The sequence below is a fragment of the Pedobacter nyackensis genome, from assembly GCF_032678475.1.
GTDB classification, from domain to species: domain Bacteria; phylum Bacteroidota; class Bacteroidia; order Sphingobacteriales; family Sphingobacteriaceae; genus Pedobacter; species Pedobacter nyackensis_A.
On the sequence record NZ_JAVTSF010000001.1, the window covers coordinates 191,629 to 203,841 of the forward strand.

12 protein-coding genes are annotated in these 12,213 nt (G+C 39.0%); 7 read left to right on the forward strand and 5 right to left on the reverse strand.

The window, feature by feature from the left end; genetic code table 11:
- Nucleotide 1: 1 nt before the first annotated feature.
- Complete coding sequence (gene aroQ, locus R2Q84_RS00755) at nt 2-421, reverse strand: type II 3-dehydroquinate dehydratase (RefSeq protein WP_316814603.1); 420 nt, start codon at nt 419-421, stop codon at nt 2-4.
- Nucleotides 422-466: 45 nt separating this feature from the next.
- Between aroQ and xerD the strand changes: the two genes are divergently transcribed.
- A complete protein-coding gene (gene xerD, locus R2Q84_RS00760; RefSeq protein WP_316814604.1) occupies nt 467-1,366 on the forward strand; it encodes a site-specific tyrosine recombinase XerD in 900 nt (299 codons plus the stop codon).
- On the opposite strand, the gene prmC is transcribed toward xerD, so the two are convergent.
- Entirely contained in the window at nt 1,363-2,244 is an 882-nt protein-coding gene (gene prmC / locus R2Q84_RS00765) for a peptide chain release factor N(5)-glutamine methyltransferase (RefSeq protein ID WP_316814605.1), read from the reverse strand. The two genes, xerD and prmC, sit on opposite strands and share 4 nt — an antisense overlap.
- Nucleotides 2,245-2,356: 112 nt before the next feature.
- On the opposite strand from prmC, the gene ribD reads away from it, so the two are divergent.
- The 5 genes from ribD to mnmA all read left to right on the forward strand — a co-directional run bounded on the left by ribD (nt 2,357) and on the right by mnmA (nt 6,821).
- Entirely contained in the window at nt 2,357-3,409 is a 1,053-nt protein-coding gene (gene ribD, locus R2Q84_RS00770) for a bifunctional diaminohydroxyphosphoribosylaminopyrimidine deaminase/5-amino-6-(5-phosphoribosylamino)uracil reductase RibD (RefSeq protein WP_316814606.1), read from the forward strand.
- Entirely contained in the window at nt 3,406-4,263 is an 858-nt protein-coding gene (locus R2Q84_RS00775) for a DMT family transporter (protein ID WP_316814607.1), read from the forward strand. The genes ribD and R2Q84_RS00775 overlap by 4 nt, the downstream gene beginning before the upstream one ends.
- Complete coding sequence (locus tag R2Q84_RS00780; RefSeq protein ID WP_316814608.1) at nt 4,263-4,877, forward strand: YigZ family protein; 615 nt, start codon at nt 4,263-4,265, stop codon at nt 4,875-4,877. Before R2Q84_RS00775 ends, R2Q84_RS00780 begins: the two co-directional genes overlap by 1 nt.
- Before the next feature lie 110 nt (nt 4,878-4,987).
- Nucleotides 4,988-5,329 (forward strand): hypothetical protein, encoded by a 342-nt coding sequence (locus tag R2Q84_RS00785; protein ID WP_316814609.1) that lies wholly within the window; start codon nt 4,988-4,990, stop codon nt 5,327-5,329.
- A 400-nt stretch (nt 5,330-5,729) separates the two neighbouring features.
- On the forward strand, nt 5,730-6,821 hold the full coding sequence (gene mnmA / locus R2Q84_RS00790; protein WP_316814610.1) for a tRNA 2-thiouridine(34) synthase MnmA: 1,092 nt from the start codon (nt 5,730-5,732) through the stop codon (nt 6,819-6,821).
- A gap of 6 nt (nt 6,822-6,827) precedes the next feature.
- Here mnmA and R2Q84_RS00795 read toward each other — a convergent pair whose 3' ends face one another.
- The 3 genes from R2Q84_RS00795 to R2Q84_RS00805 form a co-directional block, all read right to left on the reverse strand.
- Nucleotides 6,828-7,775, reverse strand: coding sequence for a metallophosphatase (locus R2Q84_RS00795; RefSeq protein WP_316814611.1), 948 nt, complete (start codon nt 7,773-7,775; stop codon nt 6,828-6,830).
- Nucleotides 7,753-8,517 carry a 5'-nucleotidase C-terminal domain-containing protein gene (locus R2Q84_RS00800; RefSeq protein ID WP_316814612.1) on the reverse strand — a complete coding sequence of 255 codons (765 nt, stop codon included), beginning with the start codon at nt 8,515-8,517 and terminating at the stop codon, nt 7,753-7,755. Before R2Q84_RS00800 ends, R2Q84_RS00795 begins: the two co-directional genes overlap by 23 nt.
- Before the next feature lie 147 nt (nt 8,518-8,664).
- A complete protein-coding gene (locus R2Q84_RS00805) occupies nt 8,665-9,177 on the reverse strand; it encodes a glutathione peroxidase (protein WP_316814613.1) in 513 nt (170 codons plus the stop codon).
- 453 nt (nt 9,178-9,630) lie between these two features.
- On the opposite strand from R2Q84_RS00805, the gene topA reads away from it, so the two are divergent.
- Nucleotides 9,631-12,213: a type I DNA topoisomerase gene (gene topA / locus R2Q84_RS00810; RefSeq protein ID WP_316814614.1), complete on the forward strand. Its 2,583-nt coding sequence runs from the start codon at nt 9,631-9,633 to the stop codon at nt 12,211-12,213.

Genomic DNA, 12,213 nt, shown 5'->3' on the forward strand with positions numbered 1-12,213 from the left:
CTTAGCTTTTTAGTAAACTCTCAATGGCAAGTCTGTAGCCATCCATGCCAAAACCTGTTAACACCCCTTTACAGTTTTTTCCTGTAAGAGAAACGTGCCTATATTCTTCCCTTGCATAAATGTTGGAGATGTGCACTTCTACAACAGGGGTTTTAATCGCAGCAATTGCGTCAGCAATCGCCACAGAAGTATGGGTGTAACCACCGGCATTAATTATAATGCCATCGTAACTAAAACCTACCTCGTGTAGTTTATTGATCAGTTCGCCTTCTACATTACTTTGGAAATAGTCAATTTCAATAATGCTGTACATATCGCGAAGTGTTTGTATATACGTATCAAAACCTTGATTTCCGTATATACCGGGTTCACGAACTCCTAAAAGATTTAAGTTCGGGCCGTTAATAATTTGTATCTTCATCCTTTCAAACTTAGCCTTAAAAACTTAGAGTATAAAATTTTTTTTGTGATTCATAACCCCTACCTGCAATCGTTTAAAAATTACCTTAAACTGGAGCGTTCGCTCTCTGTAAATTCCATTGAAGCTTATCTTGGTGATCTGAACAAGCTGTTTCAATACTTTGATTCTATCGAACAAACTCCACAGGTAAAGGATATTAGCAATTCAGACTTAAAGCTTTTTATCAGCTGGATAAACGAACTGGGTATGCTGCCTAGTACGCAAGCCCGGGTAGTTTCAGGATTGAAGTCTTTCTTCAGTTTTTTGGTTCTGGAAGAGGTAATAGATACAGATCCCTCGGAGCACCTGGAGACACCCCGGCTTTCACGTCATTTACCCGACACACTGGACACACATGAAATCAACGCGATGATTGCCGTGATAGATGCATCAAAGCCCGATGGAATGCGTAACAAGGCTATCCTGGAAACCCTTTACAGCTGTGGGTTGCGGGTTTCAGAGCTCATTAACCTTAAAATATCTGATATTTTTGAAGAAAATGAATTCATTCGTGTTACAGGAAAAGGGAATAAAGAGCGCCTGATCCCAATAGGAAATGCTGCTTTAAAATACATCAGCATCTATCGTTATGAGACCCGTATTCATCTCCCCATTAAAAAAGGCTTTGAGGATTACGTCTTTCTCAATCGTGGAGGGACGCGTTTGTCGCGCATATCTGTTTTCAATATCATTAAGACACTTGCATCGAAATCGGGCTTACAAAAAAGTATCAGTCCACACACTTTTCGTCACTCCTTTGCCACACACCTCATAGAAGGTGGTGCCGATTTGAGAGCGGTACAGGAGATGCTTGGGCACTCCAGTATTACGACCACAGAAATTTATACGCACCTTGACAGAGGTTACCTGAAAGGAGTAGTTACCGAATTTCATGCCCGAAGTTAAATAAGCGCTTTTTTACATCTTATCATCCTATCTTTCCCCTGCATATCTTTCCTCAACTCAATATTAACAAATGATTTGGCACTTAACATCTCAATCATTTCCTTACCTAAATGTTCATTGATTTCAAAAAACAGCAAGCCCATATCGCTTAATGTTAACCATGCAAAATCAGCTATAGCTTCGTAAAATTCAAGAGGCTTTTCATTTGCTACAAATAAGGCAAGATGCGGTTCATGATCCAGTACGTTATTGTGCATATCTTCCTTTTCCCGAACAGTAATGTAAGGCGGGTTACTCACAATCACGTCAAACTTCTGATTACTGGTAAAAGTTCGGATATCATCATTTATAAAATTAATATCCAATTGATTTAAAGTAGCATTAGCTTTAGCAACCTCTATAGCTTCTTTGGATACATCTAAAGCAGATAGCCTGCTGGCCGGCAAGTGCTTTTTTAAAGAGATAGCAATGCAGCCACTACCAGTTCCAATATCAATGATACGTAAGCCCGAACCTGTAGTCTCAGCCAAAGCACAACTTTCTATCACCCATTCAACCAGCTCTTCCGTTTCCGGGCGTGGTATCAGCACAGCAGGACTTACCTTATAAGGTAGGCCATAAAACTCAGTTTCTCCAAGCACATATTGCAAAGGTTTACCGCTCTTCAATTCGGCCAGAACACCATGCAATTTGTCCAATTGTTCACCCTTAAGCACTTCTTCCCGTTTAAGCAAATACTGAGACTTGTTGTAACCAAGCACATTATCGATGGTAAGTAGAAAAATAGCATATCCCTCTTCCGGCCCATAAATATCACCTAAGCTATGATTAAACTGTTCGGCTAAGTCCTTTAATTTCATCCGGTAAAAATAGTTCATTTTTGAAGCAATTGTAAAGTACTGATCAAAAAATCAGTTTATCACAAAATAGATACTTCCATGATCAGCCTAAATCAGGTATCATTGATCAAAAAAACTTACTTTTGCGGTAATGACGGACGAATTGTATATGCAACGATGCCTTGAGCTGGCCAATATGGGCATGGGAAACGTAAGCCCCAATCCGCTTGTTGGCTGTGTGATCGTATGCGATGGAAAAATCATTGGTGAAGGTTACCATGTTAAATTCGGAGAGGCACATGCAGAGGTGAACGCAATTAAAGCGGTTATAGAAAAATATGGCGAACAGGCTGCAGCGTTACTGAAAAAAGCTACAGCATATGTAAGTCTGGAGCCTTGCGCCCATTTTGGCAAGACCCCTCCTTGTGCCGATTTGCTCATTAAACATGAAATAAAAAGGGTTGTTATAGGAAATAGAGATCCTTTTGAGGGTGTAAATGGTAAGGGCATTCAAAAACTCAAAAATGCGGGTGTAGAGGTGGTGTCAGGAGTACTTGAAGATGAATGTAGCCAGCTTAACCGCCGTTTCTTTACAAGAATACGCAAACAAAGGCCGTATATCATTTTAAAGTGGGCCAGTACTGCTGATGGTTATTTTGCACCTAAAGACGCGTCGCAGCGCTGGATAAGTGGTGCTATGGCAAAAAAACTAGTACATAAATGGCGAACAGAAGAGGACGCTGTTGTTATAGGAAAGCTTACCGCCCTGGCAGATAACCCGGAGCTTAATGCCAGAGAATGGGAAGGCAAAAATCCGGTACGGATTCTTATCGATCGTCATTTACAAGTGCCGCAGAACAACAAGATTTACAATACCGAAGCCAAAACGGTTATTTTTAATGAGCAGAAAACAGAAGTACAGCATAACATCCATTACATTCAAATGGAAGATATGCAGTACTATTTACCTCAAAAAATTGCATTTCAATTATACCTGATGGATATTCAGTCGGTTATTATTGAAGGTGGTGCAAATATGCTCAACCAGTTCATTCACGCTAATCTTTGGGATGAAGCCAGGGTGTTCAGCTCAAATAAAATATGGAAGGAAGGTATACCTTCTCCTCCAATTAATGGTCTGATTGTAGATCAGCTTAATTTAGAAAATGATACTTTAACGGTCTATCAAAACAACCATTCATGATATTTCTCCTCATCAGTATTTGCTGTAGCGTTACAGTCGCCATATTGCTAAAACTTGCAAAAAGATACAAGATCAATATTACCCAGGCGGTTACCTGGAACTACTTCTTTGCTATTATTTTAAGTGTTGCTTTCTACAAACCTGCTTTAAGTGATTTCAGCAATGCACCTATAAACTGGGTATACATTGGTTTAGGGGTTTTGTTACCAGTCGTATTCTTATTCCTTGCCGGTTCAGTAAGAAGTATAGGTATCGTAAAAACAGATATTGCACAACGGTTGTCATTGTTTATTCCCTTGCTGGCCTCCTATTTTTTATTTAAGGAAAATTTTAGTGTCACCAAAATTACAGGTTTAGCCATTGGTTTTGTGGCTATATTCCTCACGCTCCACAGAAAGACTGTTCAAAAAAACGAAGGATTAAACTGGTTGTACCCTGTTTTTGTATTCCTTGGCTTTGGTGTTATCGATACTCTTTTTAAAAAAGTTGCGCAAATTAAAGATATCCCTTATACCAGCTCCCTTATTGTAATTTTCATTCTGGCCTTCTTCATTTCGCTGTTTGCTATTCTTTACCTCTTGGTAGTTAAAAAGCGTAAACTGGAGCTGGTCAACTTCTTTTGCGGATGTATTTTGGGGTTTTTCAATTTTTTCAATATCCTGTTTTATCTTAAGGCGCACCGTGCGATGGCCGACAACCCATCGGTAGTATTTGCTGCGATGAATATAGGCGTTATTATACTGGGTAGCTTAGTCGGGATTTTTATTTTTAAAGAGAAATTGAACAAGTGGAATTACTGGGGGTTATTCCTGGCACTTGTAGCGATTATTATCATCACCAATCCTTTTTCTTAATGTTATTTGACGATACCTATAAAACAATAGAAGCGCCTGCTGAAGGGGTGTTCAGAGATCGCGGAAGTAAATTCATAGGTTATGCCTACCCCATCTTGTCTGAAGATGAAGTTAAGGGTATCCTAGCTAATCTTAGGGCAGAACATAGCAAAGCCAGACATTTTTGCTGGGCATTGCGTTTGAGTCCTGATAGAAGTATATTCCGAATTCAGGACGATGGAGAACCATCCGGCACTGCTGGCAGACCTATTCTTAATACCATGCTTTCTACTGACATTACCAATGTACTTATTGTAGTTGTGCGGTATTTTGGAGGAACACTTTTGGGGGTTCCCGGTTTAATTAACGCCTACAAAACAGCAGCTGCAGAGGCCATAAATGCTGCCCACGTCATAGAAAAAACGGTTAACGACATTTATGAGCTGCAATTTGACTATCTGTTGATGAATGACATCATGAGATTGATTAAAGAAGAAAGACTGCATGTGATATCGCAGGATTTCGATAATTCCTGCTGTATCAAAATCGAAATCAGAAAATCAAGTTTAAATATCATACTTGGGAAAATTGAAAAGATAGAAGGTGTAAAATTAAAGTACCTGTTTACCGCTTAATTGAATGACCTAAATGGCCAATTAAGCATTGCTACCAAAGATTTTTAGAAATCTCATGAAAACAAAAACAGGCGTCAAACGTTATTTATGTACCATTTAATTAAATTATTATGTTACAAAAATTAAAAGAGAGATTTACCATATCTATATTAAACACATTATTAACGAAATACGATACCGCCACGTCCAGCTATCAAACGGAAGAACTTGAAGCTGGAAAACGACTAATATCAGTGATTGCAGGTATTTACATTTTTCAGAAAGGAATTAGAAACATTCGTAAACATCCGGTACTGGCTGTTGAAGAAGTTGCTTTAGGAAGTATTTTATTATACAGTGCGGCAGCAGGTTTGAACAAAAAGATCATAAAAAAGCCTGTAGATATAGCTGATATACGTAGGAATCAAATTCAGGGAAATGATCCGAACAGCTTTGCGCCGGCATTTGTTTAAAATAAATCCATTCATAATATGGCAGGCATCCACCTGCCATATATAACCTAAATTTTCACTCATTAGGAAACCCTAATCGAACACCATGGTTCAGGAAATGAACCTATTTTGATCTTTAACAAAAGTCGTTTGTTGGCTTATCCTATTCAACATTAATGTAAATTCAATGCATTTCACGGAAACAGGTTACTATTTCCAAATCTTATTTTGAATCCAAGGTCGCCACATACACATCCCATATTATATTCTGTTTAGAAAAATAAGCAGTATCGCTAGCAGGGATCCCCCTGTCTTTTTACAAGTAATTGACCCCCTTAACTTAAATCTATGGTCAAAAAGCCTTACTTTTGCACTTTGTATTTATTTACCGGGCCTTTAACCCGAGTCAGTATTAAAGATTATGAGCAAACGCGGTAGAATATTAGTCGCCATGAGTGGTGGCGTTGACAGTTCAGTAGCAGCAGTAATGTTGCACGAACAAGGATATGAAGTTATTGGTCTGACCATGAAAACATGGGACTATGCCACTTCTGGCAGTAACAGTAAAGAAACCGGCTGTTGCAGTCTTGACAGCATCAATGACGCTCGCACACTTGCTGTTAACTACGGCTTTCCACATTACATTTTAGATATCAGAGATGAGTTTGGCGATTTTGTAATTGATAATTTTGTTGATGAATATCTGGCAGGACGTACCCCTAATCCTTGTGTTTTATGTAACACCCATATCAAATGGGAAGCATTATTAAAACGCGCCAACAAACTGGATTGCGAATTTATTGCTACAGGGCACTATGCGAACATCCGTAAACTGGATACTGGCCGACATGTGATATCTAAAGGTAAAGACGAAAATAAAGACCAATCTTATGTATTATGGGGTGTTTCCCAGGAAAATCTTGCCCGTACCCAATTCCCTTTAGGTTCATTTGCTAAGGCTGAAATCAGGCAAATGGCTTTAGACATGGGACAAGAAGAGCTTGCTAAAAAAAGTGAAAGTTATGAGATCTGCTTTGTGCCTGATAATGATTATCGCGCATTTCTAAAGCATAAAGTAGAAGATCTGGAACAACGTGTCGCAGGCGGTAATTTTATTACCAGTAACGGCATGGTAGTTGGTCAGCATAAAGGTTATCCATTTTATACCATAGGACAAAGGAAAGGGCTAGGTATTGCATTTGGTGAACCTATGTTTGTTACACAAATTCTTCCTGAAAGTAATACTGTTGTATTAGGCAGAGCTGATGAATTGGAACGTAGAGAAGCCATGGTAAGAAATATCAACCTGGTTAAATATGAGAACATTTACGAACCGATGGACAATGTGGTAACAAAGATCCGTTATAAAGATGCCGGAATGCTGAGTACAATTGTACAGGAAAATGATAAAATGCGTGTGGTATTCGATCACAACGTTTCAGCAATAGCACCAGGACAGTCAGCAGTATTTTATGAAGGTAACGACCTTTTAGGTGGCGGTTTTCTTTGCTAATTGGCGCTAACTATCCAGTTCATTCGATATCAGATAAGGTGAGGCGGTTTTAATCCGCTTCCCTTTATACCTTTCAAAGTAATAGTCGATACGTCCCAGGTTAATACCTGCAAAACCAACCTGGTTAATGGTCGTAATCCCTCCACTTAAATTCTGAACATCCTGAGGCTGATCCATGAAAGTGTGGGTATGTCCGCCAATAATCAGATCTATATTTTTATTATTTTTTGCTAAAACCTGGTCAGAAACTTTAGCCGAAGCGTACTTGTAACCCAAATGAGACAAGCAAATTACAAGATCACATTTTAAGTCCTGCTTTAACAGATCTGCGATTTCATTCGCTTTTGCAACCGGATCTATAAATATGGTGTCACCGTAGTTTTTACCTTCAACCAAGCCTTTCAGTTCAATACCAATTCCAAATACACCAATCTTTAAGCCTTGTTTTTTAAAGATCTTATAGGGTTGAGTTGCACCTTTCAACAATGTGTTTGAAAAATCATAATTACTGCACAATATAGGAAAACTAGCATGTGGCAATTGTTTATGAAATCCCTCTAACCCATTATCAAAATCATGATTTCCCATTGTTGCAGCATCATAGTCCATTGCACTCATTAATTTAATCTCCAGCTCTCCACCGAATTTATTGAAATAAGGAGTCCCCTGAAATATATCACCTGCATCGAGCAATAATACATTCTTATCTTTCGCCCTAATCTGTTTAATCAGCGCTGCACGTCGTGCTGTACCTGCCAAGCCCTGATTTCTTGATCCATCCATAGGAAAAGGCTCAATACGACTATGCACGTCATTAGTATGCAAAATGGTTAGTTTTACAACGTCTCCGGCAGTGATTGATCCAAAAGAGTTTAGGCTGAGTGCTGTAGCAGCTGCGGCTATCCCTCCTGTCCTTATGAAATCCCTGCGGTTAATTTTTTGTAATTCGTCCATCTAATTTAGTGTTAATGGTTTTTCCTGCGGCCTGAACTTCTTTTACGTAGCCGATGATTGCATCACGTACTTTCAATCCAAGTACTTTTTTCTCAATTGGATTTTTAAAGCCCAGTGCATTGTCACCGCCACCGGCAACGTAATCCGATGTGAGTACTCTATAAGTTCTTTGTGGATCAAAAGGTTTACCTTGAATGAATACGTCTACAGGCTTCTTGTCTACAATCTTTAAGCGTATGCCTGCTACCGGCTGACCATTACTGGCAGCAATAAAATTAATGAGTTCCTGTACGTCGGCACCTTTAATTGTAAATGCCACAAGTTCGTTTTCAAAAGGCATCAGCTCGAATATATTTGATAATTTAATTGCGCCTTTAGGCACATCTACCCTTATCCCTCCCTTTGTTGAAGGCATAGAAAAGTCAATTGTTGGATCATATTTTAAAGCCTGCTGCAATACCGCATCGGAAAAGAAGTTTCCCAATACAGTTTCCGGCAAATCATTGCTTTTAACCATTGCTACTTCTGAATAACCCAAAACCTGGTTCATTTCCGAGTCGAGTTGCTGTTTGTAAGGTAAATAAGTTTTAATAACAGCACTGTCTGCGGCAATAGTTTTATCGATCGCATATTCAGCTCTGTTGGCTTTTACTACTTTATACCCTGAGGAGCAGGAAAGTAATAAAGAAAAAGCTAAAATCGCTAAACTCCCTTTAAATGAATACCTTATATACTTTACCATGAGTTGATTCGGCTATTATAATTGCAGATGAAATTCATTTCATCCTAAGCTGGTACAAAGCTAACAGAAACACAGTAAATAGCTGTTAAAAAAAAGAGAAATCCCGGTTAAGGATTTCTCTTCTATATGACTTAACAACAGTTCTTTTTATAGATTCTTTACAATCGCCTCATCTAAAGGTTTTACTTTAGAACGGAAGCGGTGTACCAGTTGTCCTTTTTCATTGATAAGGAATTTCTCGAAGTTCCAGTTGATATCTCCGGTAAAATCAGGATTTTCAGCGGTAGTCAGATATTTAAACAAAGGACTTATATCGGCTCCCTTTACACTACTTTTTTCCGCTAACAGAAAAGTAACATTGTATTTTCCTGTACAAAATTCTTTGATTTCGCTGTTGGTCGCTAATTCTTGTCCGCCAAAGTTACCTGCCGGGAAGCCAATCAGTACCACATTCTTGCCATATTGCTTTTGTAGTTTCTCCAGATCTTCATACTGCGGTGTGTATCCGCATTTTGAGGCAGTATTAACGATCAGGATCTTTTTACCTTTAAATTTCGAAAGCTTTATTTCCTTGCCGTCAATCGTTTTAAAAGAGAAATCATACACACTTTTAGCTGGTGGATTAACAAATAGGCTGAGTAATATTAATAGTATGTTCATTTTTAAAAGGTTTTAATGTTTACACGAAGTTAGGTACAAATAATTTAGCAAATTATAATCAAAAGGTAAAATAGTTGGGATGCTATCTAGATGGTTAGATGTTGCCTTGTCAGGGCTTGGGTACGGTCTAGGTCATGTAGGTACATTCTAGGTACCTGGCTCCTATATCATAGGTACATCGTAGGTATCTACACTTATGATGTAGGGCTGACCTACCTTTGAGCTCCGTAGGTATCTACCTGGTTTTACCAAGCCACATGTATGTTGATTTTAGAAATCTTACAAGACAGCTTCAGTTACTGCTTTACAAACCAAAGGGAAGCTATTTTGAATAAATAAATATAGTCATATATTGGATTAAATGAGCCGTTTACAAATAAATTTATTATAAAAAGTCTGTCGAATTTTGAAATTAGCCTTATTTATAGCTTTATTTGCAGAAAAACGGTCTGAATGGCGAAGAATTTATTAATAGTTGAGTCACCTGCGAAAGCGAAAACCATAGAAGGTTATTTGGGTAAAGATTTCCTTGTAAAATCAAGTTACGGACATATCCGCGATCTTGTTAAAGGAGATATGGGTATAGATATATCCAATAATTTTGCTCAAACTTATGAAGTTCCATCCGATAAGAAGCAGGTGGTTGCAGAACTTAAGAAACTAGCTAAAGACGCAGAAATGGTATGGCTAGCATCCGATGAGGACCGCGAGGGAGAAGCTATATCATGGCATTTATATGAAACATTAGGACTTAAAGCGGATAAAACAAAACGTATTGTTTTTCATGAAATTACTAAACCTGCCATATTAAAAGCAATAGAGACACCAAGATCTATAGATTATAACCTGGTAAATGCACAGCAAGCCAGACGTGTACTGGATAGATTGGTTGGTTTTGAACTTTCACCAGTATTATGGAAGAAGATCAAGCCTTCATTGTCGGCCGGACGTGTACAATCTGTTGCGGTTCGTTTAATTGTAGACAGAGAACGTGAGGTTAATAAGTTTGATGCTTCGGCAGCATATAAAATAACTGCTGAATTTTCGACTGGTAATGCGAGAGAATTAGTAAAAGCGGAACTGCCACAGCGTTTTGAAAAAGTAGCTGATGCTGAAAAGTTCCTGAATGACTGCATTGGTGCAGGATTTTCGATTGACAATTTAGAAACGAAACCTGCAAAACGTAATCCAGCTGCACCTTTTACAACTTCTACCTTACAACAGGAAGCATCACGTAAGCTTGGTTATTCAGTAAGCAGAACAATGCAAATTGCCCAAAGGTTATACGAAAGCGGACGTATCACTTATATGAGAACGGACTCCGTAAACCTCTCTGAAACTGCTTTGCAGGCTGCGGCAGCTGAAATTAAGTCTGCATACGGCGATAAATACCACCAACCAAGAACATATAAAACGAAATCTGCAGGTGCGCAGGAAGCTCACGAGGCCATCCGTCCTACTTATTTCAATCACCATACTGTACCGGGAGATAGTTCAGAACAGCGTTTATACGAATTGATCTGGAAACGTGCCATTGCATCGCAGATGAGCGAAGCAATGTTTGAAAAAACAACCGCGCAAATCGCTGTAAGTACCCGTAAAGAACATTTGATTGCTGAAGGTGAAGTGCTGAAGTTTGACGGTTTCTTAAAGGTCTATCTGGAGTCGTCTGATGACGATGATGCTGAAGATTCGGAAGGTAACACTATGTTGCCACCACTATCGCGCGGACAAGCGCTTACTTTGAAAGTAATGAACGCAACGGAGCGTTTCTCAAGACCTCCGGCACGTTATACAGAAGCTTCATTGGTTAAGAAATTAGAGGAACTGGGTATCGGCAGACCATCTACTTATGCACCTACGATCTCTACCATTCAAAATCGCGGTTATGTAGTTAAGGAAGATCGTGATGGTCGCCAGCGTAGTTTTGGGGCGATAGAGCTTGCTAACGGAAAAGTAACAAAAAGAACAAAAACAGAAATTACAGGTGCAGAGAAATCTAAGCTCTTCCCTACTGATATTGGTGAAGTTGTAAACGACTTCCTGGTGGAGCATTTTAAGGGGATTGTTGATTTTAACTTTACAGCGAACGTAGAAAAAGAATTTGATGAGATTGCACAAGGTTTACAGGAATGGACTAAAATGCTTCATTCGTTCTACACCCCTTTCCATATTGAAGTAGAAACGACATTGGAAACTGCAGACCGTGCAAACGGTGAGCGCTTGCTGGGTGTTGATCCTGCTACAGGTAAAAATGTATATACTAAAGTAGGTCGTTTTGGGCCACTGGTTCAGATAGGCGAAAATGACGATGAGGAAAAGCCACGTTATGCTAGCCTGTCTAAATCACAATCGGTAGGTACAGTGACGCTTGAGGAGGCTTTGGAACAATTTAAGTTACCTTTCCAGCTGGAAGATTACCAGGGTAAAGAAGTTTCTGTAGGTGTTGGTCGTTTTGGTCCGTATGTGAAATGGGGCGATGTTTACATTTCTATACCTAAAAATGAAGAGCCATTGTCGGTTGATCAGGCTCGTGCTATCGAAATTATCGATGAGAAAATAACTGCTGATGCGCCTGTTGCACATTTTGAAGGTATGCCAGTAACAAAAGGTACCGGTCGTTTTGGCCCGTTCATTAAATGGAATGACCTGTTTATCAATGTACCAAAGGCTTATAATTTTGATAAGTTATCGCAGACGGATATAGAGGAATTGATCGGTAAGAAAATTGAAAAAGAAGCCAATAGATTTATTCAACAGTGGACAGCCGAGAAAATCGCAATTGAAAATGGCAGATGGGGACCTTTCATCCGTTTCGGTAAGGAAATGCTGAAGTTACGTAAGAATCCAGTCACTAACGATAAATATACGCCTGAAGAACTAGCTTCTATTTCTTTAGATGATGTTAAAAAATTAATTATTGAACAGGTTCCTAATGCTTTTGAACCTAAAAAAGCTAGTGCTAAAAAAGCAACTGGTACTAAAGCTGCGGCTAAAAAGAAAGCTCCTGCAAAGAAAGCGGTAGCGAAGAAGTAA

Excerpts from the sequence above, each read along its gene's own strand:
- R2Q84_RS00805 (WP_316814613.1), bottom strand. The coding sequence starts at position 9,177 with ATGAACATACTATTAATATTACTCAGCCTATTTGTTAATCCACCAGCT.
- prmC (WP_316814605.1), bottom strand. The coding sequence starts at position 2,244 with ATGAACTATTTTTACCGGATGAAATTAAAGGACTTAGCCGAACAGTTT.
- R2Q84_RS00775 (WP_316814607.1), top strand. The coding sequence starts at position 3,406 with ATGATATTTCTCCTCATCAGTATTTGCTGTAGCGTTACAGTCGCCATA.
- R2Q84_RS00780 (WP_316814608.1), top strand. The coding sequence starts at position 4,263 with ATGTTATTTGACGATACCTATAAAACAATAGAAGCGCCTGCTGAAGGG.
- R2Q84_RS00800 (WP_316814612.1), bottom strand. The coding sequence starts at position 8,517 with ATGGTAAAGTATATAAGGTATTCATTTAAAGGGAGTTTAGCGATTTTA.
- aroQ (WP_316814603.1), bottom strand. The coding sequence starts at position 421 with ATGAAGATACAAATTATTAACGGCCCGAACTTAAATCTTTTAGGAGTT.
- mnmA (WP_316814610.1), top strand. The coding sequence starts at position 5,730 with ATGAGCAAACGCGGTAGAATATTAGTCGCCATGAGTGGTGGCGTTGAC.
- topA (WP_316814614.1), top strand. The coding sequence starts at position 9,631 with ATGGCGAAGAATTTATTAATAGTTGAGTCACCTGCGAAAGCGAAAACC.
- R2Q84_RS00795 (WP_316814611.1), bottom strand. The coding sequence starts at position 7,775 with ATGGACGAATTACAAAAAATTAACCGCAGGGATTTCATAAGGACAGGA.
- ribD (WP_316814606.1), top strand. The coding sequence starts at position 2,357 with ATGACGGACGAATTGTATATGCAACGATGCCTTGAGCTGGCCAATATG.
- R2Q84_RS00785 (WP_316814609.1), top strand. The coding sequence starts at position 4,988 with ATGTTACAAAAATTAAAAGAGAGATTTACCATATCTATATTAAACACA.